This window comes from Streptomyces sp. NPDC022910 (assembly GCF_055561075.1).
This window is the reverse complement of the sequence record NZ_JBVHHL010000010.1, coordinates 91,321-112,178: the sequence shown is the minus strand read 5'-3', so window position 1 is coordinate 112,178 and position 20,858 is coordinate 91,321. Positions and strand designations below refer to the sequence as shown.

Annotated in this window: 17 protein-coding genes and 1 riboswitch; of the genes, 11 read left to right on the top strand and 6 right to left on the bottom strand. The window is 70.9% G+C overall.

Features of this window, described 5'->3' with window-relative positions; all coding sequences use genetic code 11:
• Positions 1 to 23: 23 nt before the first annotated feature.
• The gene (locus ACZ3TS_RS12805; RefSeq protein ID WP_467616751.1) at positions 24 to 1,190 is read left to right on the top strand and encodes a citrate synthase; all 1,167 of its coding nucleotides are present in this window, start codon (positions 24 to 26) and stop codon (positions 1,188 to 1,190) included.
• Between the two features lie 299 nt (positions 1,191 to 1,489).
• Here ACZ3TS_RS12805 and ACZ3TS_RS12800 read toward each other — a convergent pair whose 3' ends face one another.
• Both ACZ3TS_RS12800 and ACZ3TS_RS12795 read right to left on the bottom strand, forming a co-directional pair.
• A complete protein-coding gene (locus tag ACZ3TS_RS12800; RefSeq protein WP_467616748.1) occupies positions 1,490 to 1,726 on the bottom strand; it encodes a hypothetical protein in 237 nt (78 codons plus the stop codon).
• 132 nt (positions 1,727 to 1,858) lie between these two features.
• The gene (locus ACZ3TS_RS12795; RefSeq protein WP_467616746.1) at positions 1,859 to 2,407 is read right to left on the bottom strand and encodes a DUF6082 family protein; all 549 of its coding nucleotides are present in this window, start codon (positions 2,405 to 2,407) and stop codon (positions 1,859 to 1,861) included.
• Between the two features lie 389 nt (positions 2,408 to 2,796).
• On the opposite strand from ACZ3TS_RS12795, the gene ACZ3TS_RS12790 reads away from it, so the two are divergent.
• Positions 2,797 to 3,906, top strand: a complete 1,110-nt coding sequence (locus tag ACZ3TS_RS12790) for a CobW family GTP-binding protein (RefSeq protein WP_467616743.1) — start codon at positions 2,797 to 2,799, stop codon at positions 3,904 to 3,906.
• Here ACZ3TS_RS12790 and ACZ3TS_RS12785 read toward each other — a convergent pair whose 3' ends face one another.
• Entirely contained in the window at positions 3,907 to 6,363 is a 2,457-nt protein-coding gene (locus ACZ3TS_RS12785) for a DNA gyrase/topoisomerase IV subunit A (protein WP_467616740.1), read from the bottom strand.
• A 334-nt stretch (positions 6,364 to 6,697) separates the two neighbouring features.
• Between ACZ3TS_RS12785 and ACZ3TS_RS12780 the strand changes: the two genes are divergently transcribed.
• The 4 genes from ACZ3TS_RS12780 (at position 6,698) to ACZ3TS_RS12765 (ending at position 11,557) form a co-directional block, all read left to right on the top strand.
• Positions 6,698 to 8,062: a M16 family metallopeptidase gene (locus tag ACZ3TS_RS12780; protein ID WP_467616738.1), complete on the top strand. Its 1,365-nt coding sequence runs from the start codon at positions 6,698 to 6,700 to the stop codon at positions 8,060 to 8,062.
• On the top strand, positions 8,059 to 9,447 hold the full coding sequence (locus ACZ3TS_RS12775) for a M16 family metallopeptidase (RefSeq protein WP_467616735.1): 1,389 nt from the start codon (positions 8,059 to 8,061) through the stop codon (positions 9,445 to 9,447). The genes ACZ3TS_RS12780 and ACZ3TS_RS12775 overlap by 4 nt, the downstream gene beginning before the upstream one ends.
• Positions 9,448 to 9,719: 272 nt before the next feature.
• Positions 9,720 to 9,898: riboswitch (cyclic di-AMP (ydaO/yuaA leader) on the top strand.
• 12 nt (positions 9,899 to 9,910) lie between these two features.
• On the top strand, positions 9,911 to 10,663 hold the full coding sequence (locus ACZ3TS_RS12770; RefSeq protein WP_467616733.1) for a M23 family metallopeptidase: 753 nt from the start codon (positions 9,911 to 9,913) through the stop codon (positions 10,661 to 10,663).
• Between the two features lie 198 nt (positions 10,664 to 10,861).
• Complete coding sequence (locus ACZ3TS_RS12765) at positions 10,862 to 11,557, top strand: GntR family transcriptional regulator (RefSeq protein WP_467616730.1); 696 nt, start codon at positions 10,862 to 10,864, stop codon at positions 11,555 to 11,557.
• A gap of 376 nt (positions 11,558 to 11,933) precedes the next feature.
• On the opposite strand, the gene ACZ3TS_RS12760 is transcribed toward ACZ3TS_RS12765, so the two are convergent.
• On the bottom strand, positions 11,934 to 12,215 hold the full coding sequence (locus ACZ3TS_RS12760) for an HPr family phosphocarrier protein (RefSeq protein ID WP_366479307.1): 282 nt from the start codon (positions 12,213 to 12,215) through the stop codon (positions 11,934 to 11,936).
• A 158-nt stretch (positions 12,216 to 12,373) separates the two neighbouring features.
• Between ACZ3TS_RS12760 and ACZ3TS_RS12755 the strand changes: the two genes are divergently transcribed.
• From ACZ3TS_RS12755 to ACZ3TS_RS12740, 4 genes are all read left to right on the top strand, one after another.
• A complete protein-coding gene (locus ACZ3TS_RS12755) occupies positions 12,374 to 15,178 on the top strand; it encodes a bifunctional acetate--CoA ligase family protein/GNAT family N-acetyltransferase (RefSeq protein ID WP_467616728.1) in 2,805 nt (934 codons plus the stop codon).
• Between the two features lie 51 nt (positions 15,179 to 15,229).
• Positions 15,230 to 15,817 carry a DUF5998 family protein gene (locus ACZ3TS_RS12750; protein ID WP_467616726.1) on the top strand — a complete coding sequence of 196 codons (588 nt, stop codon included), beginning with the start codon at positions 15,230 to 15,232 and terminating at the stop codon, positions 15,815 to 15,817.
• A complete protein-coding gene (locus ACZ3TS_RS12745) occupies positions 15,817 to 17,007 on the top strand; it encodes an alkaline phosphatase family protein (RefSeq protein ID WP_467616724.1) in 1,191 nt (396 codons plus the stop codon). The genes ACZ3TS_RS12750 and ACZ3TS_RS12745 overlap by 1 nt, the downstream gene beginning before the upstream one ends.
• Before the next feature lie 84 nt (positions 17,008 to 17,091).
• A complete protein-coding gene (locus ACZ3TS_RS12740) occupies positions 17,092 to 17,742 on the top strand; it encodes a thymidine kinase (protein ID WP_467616722.1) in 651 nt (216 codons plus the stop codon).
• Between the two features lie 24 nt (positions 17,743 to 17,766).
• Here ACZ3TS_RS12740 and ACZ3TS_RS12735 read toward each other — a convergent pair whose 3' ends face one another.
• Complete coding sequence (locus tag ACZ3TS_RS12735; protein ID WP_467616720.1) at positions 17,767 to 18,570, bottom strand: VOC family protein; 804 nt, start codon at positions 18,568 to 18,570, stop codon at positions 17,767 to 17,769.
• 325 nt (positions 18,571 to 18,895) lie between these two features.
• Between ACZ3TS_RS12735 and ACZ3TS_RS12730 the strand changes: the two genes are divergently transcribed.
• The gene (locus tag ACZ3TS_RS12730; protein WP_467616718.1) at positions 18,896 to 19,747 is read left to right on the top strand and encodes a sulfurtransferase; all 852 of its coding nucleotides are present in this window, start codon (positions 18,896 to 18,898) and stop codon (positions 19,745 to 19,747) included.
• A gap of 52 nt (positions 19,748 to 19,799) precedes the next feature.
• On the opposite strand, the gene sepH is transcribed toward ACZ3TS_RS12730, so the two are convergent.
• Complete coding sequence (gene sepH / locus ACZ3TS_RS12725) at positions 19,800 to 20,831, bottom strand: septation protein SepH (protein ID WP_467616716.1); 1,032 nt, start codon at positions 20,829 to 20,831, stop codon at positions 19,800 to 19,802.
• Positions 20,832 to 20,858: the final 27 nt, after the last annotated feature.

Genomic DNA, 20,858 nt, shown 5'->3' with positions numbered 1-20,858 from the left:
CGAGTCAAGTTCAAGGAGGAAACATGCCGATCAGCAGGGCCGCATCCACCTCCGTCGACGTGCCGCGGGGACTCGCGGGCGTCGTCGTCACCGACACCGCATTGGGTGATGTGAGGGGGCTGGAGGGCTTCTATCACTACCGCCAGTACTCGGCCGTCGAACTCGCGCAGACCCGCGACTTCGAGGACGTCTGGCACCTCATGGTCCACGGCGTGCTGCCGGACGCGGCGCAGCGGTCCGCGTTCGCCGCGCGGACCGCCGGGCTGCGCCGCCTGCCCGACGACGTACGGGAGGCGCTTGCCGCCGTGGCGGCGGCGAGTGGCCGCTCCGGCCCCCTGTCGGGCCTCCGCACGGCGCTCTCTCTCCTCGGCGCCTCCAAGGGCTTCCGGCCGGTGTACGACATCGGCCCGGACCAGCGCCGTCAGGACGCGCTCGCGGCCGCCGCGGCCGTCCCCACGCTGTTGACGGCGCTGTACCGACTGGGCCGCGGGCTGGAGCCGGTCGAGCCGCGGGAGGACCTGCCGTACGCCGCCAACTACCTGTACATGTTGACCGGTTCGGAGCCTGACGCTGCGCGCGCACGGGCCGTCGAGCAGTACTTGATCTCCACCATCGACCATGGATTCAATGCATCAACCTTCACGGCCCGGGTGATCACCTCCACGGGGGCCGATGTGGCGGCGGCCTTGGTGGGCGCCGTCGGCGCCCTGTCCGGCCCGCTCCACGGTGGAGCGCCGAGCCGCGCCCTCGACACGCTCGACGCGATCGGCACGCCCGAGCGCATCGACCCCTGGATCCGCGAACGCGTCCTCGCCGGTGACCGCATCATGGGCTTCGGCCACCCTGTCTACCGCACGGAGGACCCGCGCTCGCGGATGCTGCGCAGCATCGCGGAGCAGTTCGGCGGCCCGCTGGTCGACTTCGCCATCGAGGTCGAGCGCCGGGTGGAGGCCATCCTGGCCGAACTGAAGCCCGGTCGCGAACTCCATACGAACGTGGAGTTCTACGCGGGGGTGGTGATGGAGCTCTGCGGCCTCCCGCGCGAGATGTTCACCCCGACCTTCGCGACGGCCCGCGTGGTCGGCTGGAGCGCCAACATCCTGGAACAGGCGGAGGACTCGAAGATCATCCGTCCGGCGGCCCGTTACGTGGGCCCGCTGCCGCCGGTCGCCGTGCCGGCGGTGGCCTGACCGGCGCACGGGGTGGCGGTGCGGCATCATCCCGCTGCACCGCCCGGGGACCTCACGAGAACGGGAAGAGGCCCGGCGCCGGTCTGACGTCGGACCTCGAAGGATCTGTTCGAGCGGCGGCGAGGTGAGCCTTGACCGACTCGATCGAAGCGCCTCTGACGCGTCGGGGTTGGTACGCGGGGGCGCGAGCGTATGTGGGCGGCGCGAAGTCGGGGCGAAAGCGTGTGACCCCAAAGGTGTGGGCGGGGAGGGCCCTGGAGTTGCCGGAAGACTACCGTTTTCGCCCTGCCGTCAAAGTGCTATGCGTCAGGAATGTCGGCTTTGGCGCGCACGAGCGTCTCTCGGCTGACGACGACGATCCGTTCGTAGTCGGCTCTTGCGGCGTCGGCGGGAAGCTCGTTGTCGAGTGCCGCGGTGGCCTCGGTCCCGATGACGGCGAAGTTGCCGTCACTGAGTTCGAAGATGTCGGGGCAACTCTCACCGGAGAGGCTGCCTCGTTCGCGTGGGGACGCACCGATGCGGCGCACGATTTTCAAGGGGATCCCAGTCCTCGTGTTTAGACAGTTCAGGGCTGGGACAGGGTAGCCGACCGCACGTCACTCGAATGGCTCAGCCTGGGCCAACTGGCGGTCGGCCATGGGGTGTTAACCGCTGCGGTCGCAAGGGCTCTACTCCGTGGGCGGTTCACCCACGACCCACCACTCCTCGGTGTCGGCTTCATCCAGATCGCGGATAAGCGTGTCCATCATGTGGCCTACGCGCGCTTCGTCCGACGACTCCTTGAGACTTGCCCGATGATGACGTGTTGCATCCCAGTAGTCGCGAAACATGGCATTACGGCAAATGATTCGAAGGTGACCGTGGAGCTCCTCCCAGGTGACCACCCCCACCCGGTAGGCGAGAAGGGTGTTCGTGTACATCGCGTTGGCGAAGAGATACTGCCGGCGCCGCGTGGGGTCCACTTCCTCGATCGTGCTCATGACCGCGGCCAGGTCGGGGTCGCTCAGTGCCTTGTCCAACAGGTAGGACTGCAGGCGCTGTTGCTCGGCAAGCCGTGCTTCCTGGCGGCCGTCCTGCTGTGCACGTTCGATCCGGAGGCGCAGTTCCTCGTACCGTCGTCGCTGGACGGCCAGAGCGATCACCATGCCGACCGCGAACCCGAGCCCCGCCGCGGTGGCGGCGCCCAGCCCCTGTACCCCGTGCCTCTGTGTGGCCATGTCAACCCCCGAATCAGGCGACCGTCCGCCGGTCGTCGACCGTCCGCCGGTCGTCGGGTGCGGGTCGACTGGTGGGGACCGGCGAGCGATGGGCGGCGCGCTTGCCGTCTCCCAGGGTGCCGAGCGGCTCTGATCGGCGGGGAGGCGGAGAGGAGGCGCACGGAGGGAAGTGCGGGTCGCGTTTCCCGGCGCCATGCCCAACGTGTGCCCCGCGAGCGCCGCTAACAATCGTTCACTTCGCTGGGTTTCCACCCACTCGTATCCTGGGTCGGCATTCAATCCTCGTACGAGAGACGACCCGTTCCGGTGAGAGCCGGTCCGTGAGCCGCACTCGTACAGGGGCCGGAAACGCGATGCGGCGCACGCATCGGTGTGGGAAGGGGCGCACGTTGAGCCAGTCGTCGAGTCCGCAGCAGATCCCGGTCGTCGTACTCGCCGGATTCCTGGGCTCGGGCAAGACCACGCTGCTCAACCACCTTCTGCACCACAGCGCCGGTAGCCGCATCGGCGCCGTCGTCAACGACTTCGGGGACATCGAGATCGATGCCATGGCCGTCGCCGGGGCGCTCGGGGACTCCACCGTCTCCCTGGGCAACGGGTGTCTCTGCTATGCTGTCGACGCGAGTGAACTCGACCTCTGTCTCGACCGACTTGCCCAGCCCTCCGCCGGCATCGATGTCATCGTCATCGAGGCGAGCGGCCTGGCCGAACCCCAGGAACTCGTCCGCATGGTGCTCGCCAGCGAGCAGCCCAGGGTCGTCTATGGCGGACTGGTCGAGGTCGTCGACGCGGTGGAGTTCGACGCCACCCGGGAGAGGCATCCCGAACTCGACCGCCATCTCGCCCTCGCCGATCTCGTCGTCGTCAACAAGACGGACCGGGCCGACGACAGCGAGCGGGTCCTGCGGCTCGTCCAGTCGCTCACCGGCGGCGCCGCCGTCGTCCCGGCCGCCTATGGGCGCATCGACCCCGAGTTCCTCTTCGACTGCAGGCCCGCCGAGGAACGGATCGGGCAGCTCTCCTTCGACGACCTCCACCGGCACGACGACGAGCACGGGGATGAGTACGGGGATGAGTACGGGGATGAGGGCCCTCACCACGCCCATCTGCACGCCGGGTACGACAGCCTGTCCTTCCGTTCCGACGTGCCCATGAACCCCCGGCGGCTGCTGGAGTTCCTCGACAGCAGGCCTGAGGGCCTCTACCGGATCAAGGGGTACGTCGACTTCGGCGCCGCCGATCCACGCAACAGGTACGCCGTGCATGCGGTGGGGCGGTTTTTGCGCTTCTACCCGGAACCGTGGGAGGCCGGCGGCGAGCGGCTCACCCAGCTCGTGCTCATCGGGTCGGGCATCGACACCGCCGCCCTGCGCAAGGAGCTGGAGGGGTGCAGCGACGACGCCCCACAGGCCGACGAGCACAGCATGTGGGGCGTCCTTCGCTATGTGCAGGACAAGGAGACCGAGGCTCTCACGAGCCTCGGTGACCTCGAGGGCTGATCACACCCGTCCCGCCACCGCCGCGACGGTCTTCGGCAGCGACACACCCGAGCCGTCGCGCCGCGGGTCGAGCTCCGGCAGCTCGGCCGGCATGCCATTCTTCTGCGCCGCCCGGGCAGGGGTCTCGCCCGCCCAGGCGAACGACAGGCAGTCCTCGCCCTTCAGGAACCGCTGGCAGCGCACGCCGCCCGTGGCCCGGCCCTTGCGCGGGTACTGGTCGAACGGCGTCATCTTGGCGGTCGTCTGGACCGAGTCGTCCAGCGTGCCACGCGAGCCGGCGACCGTGAAGACCACCGCGTTCTCCGACGGGTCCACCGCCGTGAAGGAAAGCACCTTCGCGCCGTCCGACAGTTTGATGCCCGCCACGCCGCCCGCGGGCCGACCCTGCGGCCGCACTTGGGACGCCTGGAAACGCAGCAGCTGTGCGTCGTCCGTGATGAAGACCAGGTCCTCCTCGCCCGTGCGCAGTTCGACCGCGCCGACGATCCGGTCGCCCTCCTTGAGGGTGATGACCTCCAACTCCTCCTTGTTCGCGGGGTAGTCGGGGACCACACGCTTGACGATGCCCCATTCTGTGCCGAGCGCGAGGCCCTGGGAGGCCTCGTCCAGCGTGGTCAGGCAGACCACCGTCTCGTCCGCTTCCAGGGAGATGAACTCCGAGACGGGCGCGCCCCCGGAGAGGCTCGGCCGGGTCGCCGTCTCCGGCAGCTGCGGGAGGTCGATCACGTTCAGTCGCAGCAGCCGTCCGCCGGATGTCACCGCGCCCACCTCGCCGCGCGCCGTCGCTGGAACAGCGGAGACGATCACGTCGTGCTTCGCGCGCTTGCCGTCGGTGTCCTCCTCGAACGGGTCGCCGTTCGCAGTGCGCGCCAGCAGGCCCGTCGACGACATCAGCACTCGGCACGGGGCGTCCTCGACCTGGAGCGGGACCGTCGGCGCCGGGGCGCCGGCGGACTCCAGCAGCACCGTGCGCCGCTCCGTGCCGAACTTCTTGGCCACCGTGGCCAGTTCGGCGGACACCAGCTTGCGCAGCTCCGCATCCGACTCCAGGATCCGGGTCAGCTCCGCGATCTCGGCGTTGAGCCGGTCCTTCTCCGCCTCCAGCTCGATCCGGTCGTACTTGGTGAGGCGGCGCAGCGGGGTGTCGAGGATGTACTGCGTCTGGACCTCGCTCAGCGAGAAGCGCTCCATCAGGCGCTCCTTGGCCTGCGCCGAGTTCTCGCTGGAGCGGATCAGGCGGATGACCTCGTCGATGTCCACCAGTGCCGTGAGCAGGCCCTCGACCAGGTGAAGCCGGTCACGCTTCTTGCCGCGGCGGAACTCCGAGCGACGCCGGACGACGTCGAAGCGGTGGTCCAGATAGACCTCGAGCAGTTCCTTGAGGCCCAGCGTGAGCGGCTGGCCGTCGACCAGTGCGACGTTGTTGATGCCGAAGGACTCCTCCATCGGCGTCAGCTTGTAGAGCTGCTCGAGGACCGCCTCCGGCACGAAGCCGTTCTTGATCTCGATCACCAGGCGCAGTCCGTGCTCACGGTCGGTGAGGTCCTTGACGTCGGCGATGCCCTGCAGCTTCTTCGAACCGACCAGATCCTTGATCTTGGCGATCACCTTCTCCGGGCCGACCGTGAAGGGCAGCTCCGTGATGACCAGGCCCTTGCGGCGCGCCGTCACGTCCTCGACGGATACCGTGGCGCGGATCTTGAAGGTGCCGCGGCCCGTCTCGTACGCGTCCCGGATGCCCGAGAGGCCGACGATCCGTCCGCCGGTAGGCAGGTCGGGGCCCGGGACGTGCTTCATCAGGGTGTCCAGATCCGCGTTCGGGTGGCGGATCAGGTGGCGGGCGGCCGCGATGACCTCGCCGAGATTGTGCGGCGGCATGTTCGTGGCCATGCCGACCGCGATGCCGGACGCGCCGTTCACCAGGAGGTTCGGGAACGCGGCCGGGAGGGCCTCGGGCTCCTGCTCCTGGCCGTCGTAGTTGGGTGCGAAGTCGACCGTGTCCTCGTCGATCGACTCGGTCATCAGGCTCGTCGCCTCGGTCATGCGGCACTCGGTGTACCGCATGGCGGCCGGCGGGTCGTCGTTGCCCAGCGAGCCGAAGTTGCCGTGGCCGTCGACCAGGGGGACGCGCATCGAGAAGGGCTGGGCCATGCGCACCAGGGCGTCGTAGATCGACGCGTCGCCGTGCGGGTGCAACTTACCCATGACCTCGCCGACGACACGGGCGCACTTCACGTAGCCGCGGTCGGGGCGCAGCCCCATCTCGTTCATCTGGTAGACGATCCGCCGGTGCACCGGCTTGAGGCCGTCGCGTGCGTCCGGCAGGGCCCGGGAGTAGATGACCGAGTACGCGTACTCGAGGAAGGAGCCCTGCATCTCGTCGACTACGTCGATGTCGAGGATCTTCTCCTCGTACGAGTCGTCGGGCGGCGGGGTCTTCGTGCTGCGGCGGGCCATCGCTGCCGGCTCCTTCACAGTCTGTGCGGGGCATGAACGAATCTGACGCGGACCATTGTGGACCGCCGCACCGACAACACGGACCAGTACCCGTCTCCCAGCGCACTTCGCCCAGGCAGAAGGTGTCCCGGGACTCCCGTCGCGGTGCCCGTCCGGTGCCGGTTGCCCCCGCCGTCAACCCCGCGTTTCGCCCTCCACCCGCCGTAATCGCGGTCTCGCTCTCGGCGTACGCCGCCCGGGAACTTGTCCACTGGTCGGCACGCTTGCATACAGTGACAGGACCGGCAGGAAACCGCGGGTTTCCGCGACAGCTTCCGCGAGCGAAGGGATGTACATGCCCATGGGTCACACGGCCACAGCCGAGGCAGGCTCCGGGGGCCTGACAGCGACCGAGCACCGCCTGGCCAACGGGCTTCGCGTGGTGCTCTCCGAGGACCACCTGACCCCGGTCGCGGCGGTGTGCCTCTGGTACGACGTCGGCTCACGCCACGAGGTGCACGGGCGCACCGGCCTCGCCCACCTCTTCGAACACCTGATGTTCCAGGGCTCGGGCCAGGTCAAGGGCAACGGCCACTTCGAGCTGGTCCAGGGTGCCGGCGGCTCGCTGAACGGCACGACGAGCTTCGAGCGCACCAACTACTTCGAGACCATGCCCACCCACCAGCTGGAGCTCGCCCTCTGGCTGGAGGCCGACCGTATGGGCTCCCTGCTCGCCGCCCTCGACGACGAGTCCATGGAGAACCAGCGGGACGTCGTGAAGAACGAGCGCCGCCAGCGCTACGACAACGTCCCGTACGGCACGGCCTTCGAGAAGCTGACCGCGCTCGCCTACCCGGAGGGCCACCCGTACCACCACACGCCGATCGGGTCGATGGCGGACCTGGACGCGGCCACCCTGGAGGACGCGCGCGCCTTCTTCCGCACCTACTACGCGCCCAACAACGCCGTTCTCTCCGTCGTCGGAGACATCGACCCCAAGCAGACGCTCGCCTGGATCGAGAAGTACTTCGGGTCCATCCCGTCCCACGACGGCAAGCCCGAGCCGCGCGACGGCTCGCTGCCCGACGTCATCGGCGAGCAGCTGCGCGAGGTCGTCGAGGAGGAGGTCCCGGCGCGCGCCCTGATGGCCGCCTACCGGCTGCCGCACGACGGCACACGCGTGTGCGACGCGGCCGACCTTGCCCTCACCATCCTCGGCGGCGGCGAGTCCTCGCGCCTCTACAACCGGCTCGTACGACGCGACCGCACCGCTGTCGCCGCCGGGTTCGGCCTGCTGCGGCTCGCCGGAGCGCCCTCCCTGGGGTGGCTGGACGTGAAGACGTCCGGAGACGTCGAGGTGCCGGTCATCGAGACGGCCATCGACGAGGAGCTCGCCCGGTTCGCCGAGGAGGGCCCCACCACTGAGGAGATGGAGCGCGCCCAGGCCCAGTTGGAGCGCGAGTGGCTGGACCGGCTCGGCACGGTCGCAGGCCGCGCCGACGAACTGTGCCGGTACGCCGTGCTGTTCGGCGACCCGCAGCTCGCCCTGACCGCCGTCCGGCGCGTGCTCGAGGTCACGCCCGAGGAGGTGCAGGAGGTCGCCAAGGCCCGTCTGCGCCCCGACAACCGCGCGGTGCTCGTGTACGAGCCCGTCGCGGCCGAACCAGAGGCCCAGGCAGCCGCCGAAACCACCGACGAGAACGAGGAGTCGGCGAAGTGACCGAGCTCGCGACCATGGAGTTCCACCCGCAGCCCCGGCCCGGCGAGGCCAGGCCCTGGGCGTTCCCTGCGCCCGAGCGCGGCACGCTCGACAACGGCCTGACCGTGCTGCGCTGCCACCGTCCCGGTCAGCAGGTCGTCGCCGTCGAGGTGCTCCTCGACGCGCCCCTGGACGCCGAGCCGGCCGGCGTCGACGGCGTCGCCACGATCATGGCGCGCGCCTTCTCCGAGGGCACCGACAAGCACTCCGCCGAGGAGTTCGCCGCCGAGCTGGAGCGCTGCGGCGCCACCCTCGACTCGCACGCCGACCACCCCGGCGTCCGTCTCTCCCTCGAAGTGCCCGCCTCCCGCCTCTCGAAGGCGCTCGGGTTGCTCGCCGACGCCCTGAGGTCGCCGGCGTTCGCGGACAGCGAGGTCGAGCGCCTGGTACGCAACCGACTGGACGAGATCCCGCACGAGACCGCCAATCCGGCTCGCCGCGCCGCCAAGGAGCTCTCCAAGGAGCTCTTCCCGGCGTCCTCGCGCATGTCGCGCCCGCGCCAGGGCACCGAGGAGACGGTCGCGAACATCGACTCCGCCGCCGTCCGCGCCTTCTACGAGCGGCATGTGCGCCCCTCGACGGCCACCGCCGTCGTGGTCGGCGACCTCACCGGGCTCGACCTCGACGCACTCCTCGGGGAGACCCTCGGCGCCTGGACGGGCGCGCCTGCCAAGCCGCGTCCCGTGCCCCCGGTGACCGCCGACGACACCGGCCGCGTGATCATCGTGCACCGCCCGGGCGCGGTCCAGACGCAGCTGCTGATCGGCCGGGTCGGCGCCGACCGGCACGACCGCGTGTGGCCCGCCCAGGTGCTCGGCACGTACTGCCTCGGCGGTACCCTCACCTCCCGCCTGGACCGGGTCCTGCGTGAGGAGAAGGGCTACACCTACGGGGTGCGGGCGTTCGGCCAGGTGCTGCGCTCCGCGCCCGACGGCACGGGCGCCGCGATGCTCGCCATCAGCGGCTCCGTCGACACGCCGAACACCGGCCCGGCGCTCGACGACCTCTGGAAGGTGCTGCGCACCCTCGCCGCCGAGGGCCTCACGGATGCCGAGCGCGACGTCGCGGTGCAGAACCTGGTGGGCGTGGCACCGCTGAAGTTCGAGACCGCTGCGGCCGTCGCGAGCACGTTCGCCGACCAGGTCGAGCAGCACCTTCCCGACGACTACCAGGCGACGCTCTATCAGGAACTGGCCGCCACGGGCACGGTGGAAGCCACGGCTGCCGTCGTGAACGCGTTCCCGGTGGACCGTCTGGTGACCGTCCTGGTGGGCGACGCCGCGCAGATCGAGGAGCACGTCAAGGCGCTCGGTATCGGTGAAGTGAGCGTCGTGGCGGCCGAGTAGAGCGACGCCGCACGCGCGCGGGGCAGACCCCCCGGGTGGGCGTGGCCCCGTTGAAGGGCATACGCGCGTCGAGCAGTGACCTCGCGAGGCCCTGGTGACTTTTCTGTCACCAGGGCCTCTGCCTTCTTGGCGGTTTGTCCGTATTGCCATAGAGGCTGCCTCTCTGCCCTGTGGGATGCGCTACAAACGCTCTGATCGGTTTGGTGTTGGAAAGGTGGCCCTCTTAGCGTCTTCCGGGCTGCCGTCAGGCAGTGCGCCGCATCCGCGGCACCGGACAGTCATCGCCGAGTCCCCGTACGGCGCGAGCCAGGGGAGCCGGGGACCCACCCTCCTGTCGCCGCCTTCGCGGTCGGCGGGCCCAAGTCCCTGGGGTGAATCGGGCGCGAGCCCGTAGGAGACCTTCCTGCTCCGAACCCGTCAGCTAACCCGGTAGGCGAGAGGGAAGGAAAGGACCAGCCATTTCATGGCGTTCACCTGCGCCAACGGGAAGCACCGTCGTCCCGGCCGCGTGAAGCGCACGACCACGAACGCCGTGGGCGTCGCGGCGCTCACCACCACCGGCGTCATCGGTGCCCTGGCCGCCCCGGCGCTCGCCGCCGGCAACTCCGTCGAGCAGACAGGACTGATGCGGGCCGTCTCCCTGGGCGACTCGGTCGCCCAGAAGATCGATGCCCAGGCCGCCGCTCAGAGGCAGGCCGCCGAGCAGAAGAAGGCCGAGGAGGCCGCGCGCAAGCGGGCCGCGGAGAAGGCCGCGAAGGAGCGCGAGGCCAAGGCCCGGGCCGCCCGGGAGGCCGAGCGCCGACGCCTGAACGCGTTCGTGGCGCCGATCTTCAACTCCTACGTCTCCACCGGCTACAAGAGCGGCGGCTCCCTGTGGTCCTCCGGCAGCCATACCGGCATCGACTTCCACGCCGCCAGCGGTACGCCCGTGCACGCGGTCGGCTCCGGCACGGTCGTCGAGACGGGCTGGGGCGGCGCGTACGGCAACCAGATCGTCATCAAGATGAACGACGGCACCTACACGCAGTACGGCCACCTGTCGTCCATCGGCGTCTCCGTGGGCCAGAGGGTCACCCCGGGCCTGCAGATAGCCCTCTCCGGGGCCACGGGCAATGTCACCGGGCCGCACCTGCACTTCGAGGCTCGTACGTCCCCGGAGTACGGCTCGGACATCGATCCCCTGGCATACCTCCGGTCACACGGTGTGAACGTCTGACACCTGCCTTCCACGGTTCCGCGCGAACGTGACGGCCCCGGCTCATGAGCCGGGGCCGTCGTCGTTTCGAACTGCCGTCTGTCCAAAAAATATCCATGGATTCAGGCCCGCCGTCGGAAATTCCGGCCCGCTGCAATAGAGTCGGTTGAACACGTGTCACTCGACGACGTTTCACGGGGATTAAGGCGGAGGTCGGACATGCGTATTCCGGCGCACTCGGTATGCACGGCGATTCGTGATGACATCGTCGCGGGTGTCTACGAGCGCGGCGGCCGGCTCACCGAGGAACTGCTCGCGCGCCGGTACGGCGTCTCCCGTGTCCCCGTGCGCGAGGCGCTGCGCACGCTGGAGGCCGAGGGCTTCGTCATCACCCGCAGGCACGCGGGCGCGTGCGTGGCGGAGCCCACCGAGCAGGAGGCCGCCGACCTGCTGGAGATGCGGATGCTGCTGGAGCCGCTGGGTGCCGCACGGGCCGCGCAGCGCCGCACCGAGGCCCACCTCAAGGTGCTGCGCGGCCTGGTCAGACTGGGCCAGGAGCGGGCCAGGAGGGGCAACAGCGACGATCTGCGCTCCCTGGGCGGGTGGTTCCACGAGACGCTCGCGCAGGCCTGCGGGAGCCCCGCGCTGACCTCCACGCTCGCCCAACTCCGGCACAAGATCGCCTGGATGTACGCGGTCGAGGCGCCGGCCAGCCCCGTGGAGTCCTGGGCGGAGCACGGCGGCATCGTGGACGCCGTCGCGCGCGGGGACAGCGAGCGGGCGCGGGCGATCACGGCGCTGCACACCGAGCGCGCGACGTCCGCGCACCGGCTGCGCTTTCCCGGTGTGGGAGACCGGGTGGACAGTGTGAGAACTTCGCAACATGCCGTAAACATGTCGGGGCTGCGGCATTAACACAGGCGCCGTATACAAAGAGGGATATTCGGCGGAGGTCTATTTCGGCTGCCCTTGTTTTCGCGCGTCCCGGAAATCCGTTGCGTGCGATTTCCGTGTGCCCTTGCGCGCTTTTCGCGTGGCCTGCCGAATTCCCCGCGCGGGTGGCGACGCAGGGTGGCGGTCCGCACGAGAACTCTGTGCGCCGGGAACTCCCCGGAGCGGAGGAGAGCCCGTGCGTGACGCCCGACGGCTGCGTCCCCTTCGATGTGCATGCGCTGCGTGATCGCGGCACCGGCGCGCCGCGCGAACGGCTTCCGTGAAGGGGAGCGAACACGGCGGAGCCGCGTCCGCCGTGAGGGCGACGCGGCTCCGCCGTGCGGTGACACCCGAAGGGTCAGACGGTCTCGGGAAGCTCCTCGAGACCCTCGGCGACCAGCTTGGCCAGACGGTCCAGCGCGGCGTCCGCGCCCTCCGCGTCCGAGGCGAGGACGATCTCCTCGCCACCCTGGGCACCCAGGCCGAGAACCGCGAGCATGGACCCAGCGTTGACGGGGTTGCCACCGGCCTTGGCGATGGTCACGGGGACGCCGGAGGCCGTGGCTGCCCGGACGAAGATGGAGGCGGGGCGGGCGTGGAGGCCCTCGGCCCAGCCGACGTTGACGCGGCGCTCAGCCATGTGATGCTGCCCTTCAGGTGTATCAGGGTTGTCTAGACCAGTGTTCCATATGTGAAGCGCGCCCAGGAAGGGGCGTGGGTCGGTCCCATGGCGGGCCCGGTTCGGTGCCCTCAGCCTGCCTCGCGCCGGTGTCGGACGCGAGCCTTACTCTGGGGCCCATGCAGACCGCGTCGGACCGGCACGAGTACCCCGCCCACTGGGAGGCCGACGTGGTGCTGCGCGACGGCGGCACCGCGCGCATCAGGCCTATCACCGTCGATGACGCCGAGCGCCTCGTCAGCTTCTACGAGCAGGTCTCCGACGAGTCGAAGTACTACCGCTTCTTCGCGCCGTACCCCCGCCTGTCCGCCAAGGACGTCCACCGCTTCACGCACCACGACTTTGTGGACAGGGTGGGACTCGCGGCCACGGTCGGCGGCGAGTTCATCGCAACCGTACGCTATGACCGCATTGGCGCCGACGGCATGGCCGCCTCCGCGCCCGCCGACGAGGCCGAGGTCGCCTTCCTGGTGCAGGACGCGCACCAGGGTCGCGGGGTCGCGTCGGCCCTGCTGGAGCACATCGCCGCGGTGGCGAGGGAGCGCGGCATCCGCAGGTTCGCCGCGGAGGTGCTGCCCGCCAACACGAAGATGATCAAGGTGTTCACGGACGCCGGGTACCAGCAGAAGCGCAGCTTCGAGGACGGCGTCGTACGCCTGGAATTCGACCTGGAGCCCACCGACCGGTCGCTGGCCGTGCAGCGCGCCCGGGAGCAGCGGGCGGAGGCGCGGTCCGTGCAGCGGCTGCTCGCTCCCGGCTCGGTTGCCGTCATCGGTGCGGGCCGCACTCCCGGGGGAGTGGGGCGCAGCGTTCTGGACAACCTGAAGGACGGCGGGTACACGGGCCGCCTGTACGCGGTGAACAGGGCCTTCCCCGAAGGACAGAAGGAACTCGACGGGGTGCCCGCCCACCGCTCGGTCAGCGACATCACCGAGCCAGTCGACCTCGCCGTCGTCGCCGTCCCCGCCGAGCGCGTCCCCGAGGTCGTCACCGAGTGCGGCGAACACGGGGTGCAGGGGCTGGTGGTCGTATCCGCCGGATACGCCGAGAGCGGTCCCGACGGTCGCGAGCGGCAGCGGGAGCTGGTGCGGCAGGCGCGGTCGTACGGGATGCGGACCATCGGGCCCAACGCCTTCGGGATCATCAACACCTCGCCGCAGGTCCGGCTCAACGCGTCCCTCGCGCCCGAGATGCCGCGCCCCGGACGCATAGGACTTTTCGCGCAGTCCGGCGCCATCGGTATCGCCCTCCTGTCGCGGCTGCACCGGCGCGGGGGAGGGGTCACCGGGGTCACCGGTGTCTCCACCTTCGTCTCCTCCGGGAACCGGGCGGACGTGTCGGGCAACGACGTGCTCCAGTACTGGTACGACGACCCGGACACCGATGTCGCCCTGATGTATCTGGAGACCATCGGCAACCCGCGCAAGTTCAACCGGCTCGCGCGGCGCACGGCGGCCGCCAAGCCGTTGGTCGTGGTGCAGGGGGCGCGGCACGGCGGCGCCCCGCAGGGCCATGCCGTACGGGCCACGCGGCTGCCGCACGCCACGGTGTCCGCGCTGCTGCGGCAGGCCGGCGTGATCCGGGTGGACACGATCACGGAACTGGTGGACGCGGGGCTGCTGCTGGCCCGGCAGCCGCTGCCGGCGGGACCGCGGGTGGCGATCCTCGGGAACTCGGAGTCGCTGGGGCTGCTGACGTACGACGCGTGCCTGACCGAGGGGCTGCGGCCGTTGCCGCCGCTCGACCTGACGACGGGGGCGTCGGCCGAGGACTTCCACCGGGCGCTGGTCGCGGCGCTGGCCGACGACGGGTGCGACGCCGTCGTGGTGACGGCGATACCGGCAGTCGGCGAGGCCTCGACACGGGACGCCGCGCTGGCGGACGCGCTGCGGTCGGCGGCGGCCACGGCTCCCGCCAAGCCCGTGCTCGTGGTGCACGTGGAGCTGGGTGGGATAGCGCAGGCGCTGTCCGCGGCGGCCAGTACGTCACCACAGGCACAGCGCGGCGACCTTCCACGGCCGGCGGAACGGTTGCCCGCCGCGGTGGAGGCATCGGACGAGGCCCGTCTCATCCCCGCCTACCCCGCCGCCGAGCGCGGCGTCCGGGCCCTTGCCGAAGCCGTCAAGTACGCCCAGTGGCGCCGCGAGGTCGTCGAACCGGGCAAGGTGCCCGAGTACGACGACATCGACGAGAAGGGCACGGCCGAGCTGATCCACGGGCTGCTCGCACGCGGGCAGGGGCTGACGCTCGGCACCGACGAGACCTGTGACCTGCTCACTCGGTACGGCATCCACGTGCGCAGGGCGCTGCCCGCGCCCACGCCCGAGGCCGCCGTCGAGGCCGCCCGCGCGATCGGCTACCCGGTGGCCCTCAAGGCCACCGCCCCGCACCTGCGGCACCGCGCCGACCTGGGCGGCGTACGGCTCGACCTGGCCGACGAGGAACAACTGCGGCGGGCGTACACGGAGTTGACCGGGCTGTTCGGCCGACCACAGGAGCTGCGGCCGGTCGTCCAGGGAATGGCGCCACGCGGCGTCGACACGATCCTCCAGGCCGTCATCGACCCGGCGGCCGGGGCCGTGCTGTCGTTCGGGCTCGCCGGGGCCGCCTCGCAGCTCCTCGGTGACACCGCGCACCGACTGATTCCGGTCACCGACCGTGATGCCACCTCCCTGGTCCGGTCGATCCGGACGGCCCCCCTCCTGTTCGGCTGGCGCGGCTCCGCCCCTGTGGACACGCCTGCCCTGGAAGAGCTCATGCTGCGCGTGTCGCGGCTGGTCGACGACCATCCGGAGGTCGTCGCCGTCACCCTGGAGCCCGTCGTCGTCGCCACCCGCGGCCTCAGCGTGCTCGGCGCCACCGTGCGGCTCGCGCCCCCTCCCGCCCGCGACGACCTCGGCCCGAGGAGGCTGCCGGTGTACTGACCGGTGGCGAGCGGTGCCTCGCAGTCAGTGCGCCACCGTAGGATGGACGTCATGGCCAAGACCAGTACGACGACCCAGGGGCTGCGCACGGCGATCGAGCGCAGCGGCTACTACCCGGCTCTCGTTGCCGAGGCGGTGGATGCCGCGGTGGGTGGCGAGCCCATCCGGTCGTACCTGGTCCACCAGGAGACCACGTTCGACGCGAACGAGGTGCGCCGCCACGTGACCGTGCTGGTCCTCACCGGCACCCGCTTCATCGTCAGCCACACCGATGAGCAGGCCGCGGACGACACCTCCCCGACGCCGTACGCGACGACATCCACGGAATCGGTGAAGCTCGGCCGGATCTCGTCGGTCGTCGTCAGCCGCGTCGTCGCCAACCCTGAGTCGTACACGCCGGGCAAGCTGCCCCGCGAGATCGTCCTGACCATCGGCTGGGGCGCGGTCTCCCGCATCGACCTGGAGCCCGCCGCCTGCGGCGACCCCAACTGTGAGGCGGACCACGGCTACACGGGCAGCTCGACGGCGGACGACCTCAGCCTGCGCGTCAGCGAGGCCGGGGACGGCCCGGAGACGGTGCGCCAGGCGCTCGCCTTCGCGCAGTCCCTCTCCGAGGCGACCGCGGACGTCACCCGCTGATGGCCCTGACCACCTGGGACGACCACCCGGAGCCGCTCGCCGCCGGCTCCGCGCCGCTCCCCGAGTACGGCACCGGTTCGCTGGCCGATCTCCTGCCCACCCTGGCCGCGGGGATGGGTGTCCCCGGCCAGACCGCCGCCATACCGGAACTGACCGCGGCCGACCGCAACTGCGTGTTCCTGATCGACGGGCTGGGCTGGGAGCAGCTGAGAGCGCATCCCGATGACGCGCCGTTCCTGACCTCGCTCCTGGCGTCCTCGCGCGGCGGCACCAGCCGACCCATCACCGCGGGATACCCGGCCACCACCGCGACCTCGCTCGCCTCGGTCGGCACCGGCCTGCCGCCCGGCGCACACGGCCTGCCCGGATACACGGTCCGCAACCCGGAGACCGGTGAGCTGATGAACCAGCTCCGCTGGCAGCCCTGGACGGAGCCGCGCGCCTGGCAGCCGTATCCGACGGTCTTCGAGCTCGCGGACGCGGCCGGCGTCCACACGGCGCAGGTCACCTCCCCGACCTTCGAGCACACCCCGCTCACCAAGGTCGCGCTCAGCGGCGGAACGTTCCTCGGGCGGCTGACCGGCGAAGACCGCATGGACCTGGCGGCCGAGCAACTCGCCGTCGGCGACCGTGCGTTGGTCTACACATACTACGCCGAGCTCGACGGCGCCGGCCATCGCTTCGGCGTCGACTCGGACGCCTGGCGCGGCCAGCTCATGTACGTCGACCGGCTCGTCCAGCGGCTTGCCGAGCAGTTGCCGCCGCGCACCGCCCTGTACGTCACCGCGGACCACGGCATGATCGACATCCCGTTCGACGAGCGGCACCGCATCGACTTCGACGAGGACTGGGAGCTGCGCGCCGGGGTAGCCCTGCTGGGCGGCGAGGGGCGCGCCCGGCACGTGTACGCCCTGCCGGGCGCCGAGAACGACGTCCTGACCTGCTGGCGTGAGGTGCTCGGCGAGCAGTTCTGGGTGGCCTCGCGGGACGAGGCGATCGAGGCGGGCTGGTTCGGCCCGCGCATCGACGACCGCGTGTACGCGCGCATCGGCGACGTGGTCGCGGCGGCCCGCGACGACGTGCTCATCATCGCGTCCGAGCGGGAGCCGAAGGAGTCGGCGATGGTCGGCAACCACGGCTCGATGACGGCCGTGGAGCAGCTGGTGCCGCTGCTGGAAGTGCGTACCTGAGCGCGGGGCGCGCTCCCGCGCCCAGTACGCTCCCGAAGATCCCGCACGCCCCTGAACCCTTCCCCGAAAGGTCCTCAACTCCCCATGTCCGAGCTGGTGTTCTTCTGCGGAACGATGGACTGCGGGAAGTCGACGCTGGCCCTCCAGATCGAACACAACCGCTCCGCGCGGGGACTGCAGGGCATGATCTTCACGCGCGACGACCGGGCCGGCGAGGGCAAGCTCTCCTCACGGCTCGGTCTGGTCACGGACGCGGTGGAGGTGGCGGACGGGCAGGACCTGTACGGGTACGTCGTCGAGCATCTCTCGCAGGGCGGGCGCGCGGACTACGTGATCGCTGACGAGGCACAGTTCCTGGCGCCGGAGCAGATCGACCAGCTCGCCCGCGTGGTCGACGACCTCGGCCTCGACGTCTACGCCTTTGGTATCACGACCGACTTCCGCACCAAGCTCTTCCCCGGGGCGCAGCGCCTCGTGGAGCTGGCCGACCGGGTCGAGGTCCTCCAGGTGGAGGCCCTGTGCTGGTGCGGCGCCCGCGCCACGCACAACGCCCGCACGGTCGGCGGGGTGATGGTGGTCGAGGGCGCCCAGGTCGTCGTCGGCGACGTCAACCAGTCCGCGGACGAGATCGGGTACGAGGTCCTCTGCCGTCGCCACCACAGGCGCCGCATGACGGCCGCCACCGCCCGCGCGGCGGCCCTCTCCCCGGACGTCCTCCCCGTGCCGTCCACCTGACGCCCCACCGTTTCACCCGAAGGGTCAGCCGAGCGGGCTGACCACCGAGAACGTCGCGCCCTCCGGGTCCGCGACCGTGATCATGCGGCCTAGGGCCGTGTTGCACATGGCACGTACGACGTGCCCGCCGAGCTCGGCGACCCGCTCGGCCGTCCGGTCGGCGTCAACGACCTGGAAGTACGTCATCCAGTGCGCGCCGCGGTCACGGGGCAGTGCGTGCCCGACGCCGTGGATGCCGGCGACCGGACGGCCCTCTATGTGGAGGGTGACGTAGTCGAAGTCGGGGGAGACGACCGGTTCCTCCTCGTAGCCGAAGACGGTCTGGTAGAACTTGGCGACGCTCGCCGTGTCATAGGTGAGCAGCTCGTTCCAGACCGGGGTCCCGGGCACCCCCGTCAGGCCCGTGCCGAGGTGGTCGGCCGCCTGCCAGATGCCGAACACCGCGCCCGTCGGGTCGCAGGCGATCGCCAGCCGCCCGGCCTCGGCCGCGTCCAGCGGGCCGACGCCCACGGTTCCGCCACAGCTGCGTACCTGCTCGGCGGTCGCGTCCACGTCGTCGGAGCCGAGGTACGGCGTCCAGGCGATGGGCAGATGGCGATCCAGTGGCAACTGTCCGATGCCGGCCACTTCATAGCCGTTCAGCAGCGCCCGCACGTACGGACCCAGCGGCTGGGGTCCCGGCCGGAAATCCCAGCCGAACAGCGCCCGGTAGAAGTCTTGGGTCGCGGCCATCCCGTGCACCATCAGACTCACCCAACACGGTGTGCCGGGTGCGTGCCTCTCGTGCGTCGTGCCGGTCAGGCCCGCCGACCCCCGCGCCTCGGTCATGGTCACTCTCTCCTCGGCCCCTCATGGCGGCCGTTCAGCTTCCGCCTGCGTGCCCATGCGCCGCGCACGCGCATGCGCACGCTCCGTGCCGATGCTCGCACCACCGGTCGCACCAAGCGCTACGGCCGTGCCATGGCCGGGCGCCCTCCGGCCGGAGGATGCCCGACGTGAGACATCTCGCCCGTTTCGGCGTGATGGCGGGGTGCTGACCATCGGCTGTACAGCATGTGCCCGATCCCGTACAAGGGGTGATCGGACCCTGTCCGGCCGAGCAGAGTAGCCGGACCTGGGCGACTCGGCCACCCCGTGCGCGAGGATGGGGGCCATGAAGGCCATCATCTCCGCATCCGAACTCGCGAGCGACTTGGCAGGACAGCCGCCGCCGACGCTCCTGGACGTCCGCTGGCAGCTGACCGCCGCGGCAGCCGGCGGCGCTCCTCCCTTCGACGGCCGTGCCGCCTATGCGGCCGGGCACATTCCGGGCGCCGTCTTCGTGGACCTGGACGCCGATCTCGCGGATCCGTCCGGACCCGCCGGACGGCATCCGCTGCCCGACACGGAGCGTTTCGGTGCGGCCATGAGGGCCGCCGGCGTCTCCTCGGACCGGCCGGTCGTCGTGTACGACGGCGGGCAGGGCTGGGCCGCGTCCCGCGCGTGGTGGATGCTGCGCTGGGCCGGTCACCCGGACGTGCGCGTGCTCGACGGCGGGCTGGCCGCCTGGGACGGGCCGCTGGCCTCGGGGGCCGATGAGCCCGCGCCCGGCGACTTCCAGCCCGTACCGGGAACTCTGCCGCTCCTTGATGCCGACGGTGCCGCGGCGCTCGCCCGGACGGGACTGCTCCTGGACGCGCGGGCTGGTGAGCGCTACAGGGGCGAGGTCGAGCCGATCGATCCCGTGGGCGGCCACATCCCGGGTGCCGTGTCGGCGCCGACGACGGAGAACGTGACCGAAACCGGCCTCTTCCTGTCCGCCGCCGAACTCGCCGACCGCTTCAAGTCGCTGGGTGCCACGGAGGGCACCGAGGTCGGTGTCTACTGCGGATCCGGCGTCTCCGCCGCACACCAGGTGCTGGCGCTCACGATCGCGGGTATCCCGGCCGCGCTGTACGTCGGGTCGTGGTCGGAGTGGTCGAGCCACGCCGGCCGACCGGTCGCGGTGGGTGCGGACCCTCAGTGAGCAGGAGGGCGGGGTCCACGCCGACGCGTGGACCCCGCCCTCCTCCGTCCGGCTACTCCTGCTTCTTACGCCGCGTTCCGAACACGATCTCGTCCCAGCTGGGGACCGCCGCCCTGCGGCCCGGGCGGACGCCGTCCGCCTCGGCCTGGCGATCCGTCGCGCCGACCAGACGGTCGCGGTGGCTGGCGACCGTGCGCGGCATGAGGACATCGGCGTAGGCGGATCCGGCGGAGGCCGCGGGAGGCTCCTCGGCCGCGGGCTCCTGGACGGGCTCCTCCTGCGGTTCCGCCGGCCGCTCGGGCACGACCAGGTCGCCGCGGAAGCTCGGTACCGCCTCCAGGAGACTGGTGAGCGAGTCCCGCTCGCCGGTGGTCTCCTCCGCGGGTTCGGGTGACTGGGACGGCAGGACGGGCCGCTCGGCCTGACGCTCCAGGGCGCGGTCCAGCCGGCCCTCGCGCGGCAGACGCGCGATCCGCGGCACGAAGGGGTAGCTGGGCTCGGGCGCCGAGAGGTCGTCGGATTCGCCGATCAGCGCACGCGCCTCGTCGTCGACCGCCTGGACCAGCCGACGGGGCGGGTCGTACGTCCAGCTCGCCGAGTGCGGTTCGCCTGCGACCCGGTAGACGAGCAGGACCTCCCAGGTGCCGTCGTCGCGACGCCAGGAGTCCCACTGGACGGTGTCCTTCTCGGCGCCACGCAGGAGCAACCGCTCCTGGACGGCCTCGCCGAGCTGGGGACCGGTGTTCTCGCCGGGCCGGCGCACGGGCGTCTTGCGGGCCCGCTCGGCCATGAAGGCACGCTCGGCCAGCACGGGGCCCTCGAAGCGGCGTACGCGGTCGACGGGGATCCCGGCGAGCTGCGCCACCTCTTCGGCGGACGCACCGGCACGTATCCGCGCCTGGATGTCTCGGGGGCGGAGATGGCTCTCCACCTCGATCTCGATCTGGCCGAGGCGGGGACGGTCGCCGCGCACGGCGGCGCGGAGCCGTTCGTCGATCGGAAGCGTGTACTCCGTGCTGTCCGCAGCCTTCAGCACCAGCCGTGTGCCGTCATTGGAGACGGCCACGACACGCAGTTCGGGCATGGGGACCTCCCGGGTGGTGCCTGCCGA